Source organism: Thermomonospora catenispora (assembly GCF_006363815.1).
GTDB lineage: Bacteria > Actinomycetota > Actinomycetes > Streptosporangiales > Streptosporangiaceae > Thermomonospora > Thermomonospora catenispora.
Map to the genome: position 1 here is coordinate 1 of NZ_RRYT01000089.1, position 880 is coordinate 880.

Sequence of the window (880 nt, forward strand, 5' to 3'; positions counted from 1 at the left end):
GCCGAGCTGGGGGTGTTGGATCGGCTGCTCGGGCACGAAAAGCGGCTGTGGCACCGGTCGGCGCAGCTCAAAGGCCTGAACGCCGAGCCGGTTCTGCTGGAGCAGGCGGTGGCGGCGCTGGCGTTGCTGGGCGCGGCCGATAGGTCCGATGCTCGCTGGGCGCTCAGGCGGGTGCCGGATCTGGCCGAGGCCGACATCGAGCGGGTGGACCAGTTCATCCACTGGGCGCGGGAGCTGTACCCGGGAACGGGGTCGGCGTGGCTGGAGCCGTTGCGGCCCGACCTGCTGGCCGAGCGGCACGTGACCGACCAACTGCACGCCAGCCCTGAATTGGCCCGCGCCTGCTTCGGGGCGCTGTGGGGGGAACAGGCGATGCGGGCGTTGACCGTGCTGGCCCGGGCTTGTGTCCACCACCGGCACGCGTTCGGGGTGATCGAGGCGGCGTTGCGGGCCGACCTGACCGGTTTGGCCCCGGAGGCGATCGCGGTCGCCGTTCGAACCGACGCTCGCCTGGACGACCTCCTCGCCACCGTCTTCGCCGATGTCCCGGTCGAGTTGGATGATCTCGAGTGGATCGTCGAGACGATCCCCTCCCCCACCCTCGCCCTGACCACCACCGAGATCGCGATAACCCGCCGGATCTGCGATCTCCTGCCTCCCGACACCGACCCGGCCCAGAGAGCCGAGTGGAGCTACCGACTCGCCACCGCCCTGACCCAAGCCGACCAATATGCGGAAGCCCTGGAGCCCGCCACCGAAGCCGTGAACCTTCACCGGACCTTGGCTCAGGAACGCCCTAATGCCTTCTTGCCCGACCTGGCCGCCTCACTGAACGACCAATCCATCTGCCTGGCGGTCCTAGGGCGGAGGGAAGAGGCTC

General features: G+C 69.4%; 1 protein-coding gene. It reads left to right on the forward strand.

The window, feature by feature from the left end:
- On the forward strand, positions 1 to 880 hold an 880-nt coding region (locus EIO00_RS24395; protein ID WP_206664255.1), incomplete at both ends, for a hypothetical protein.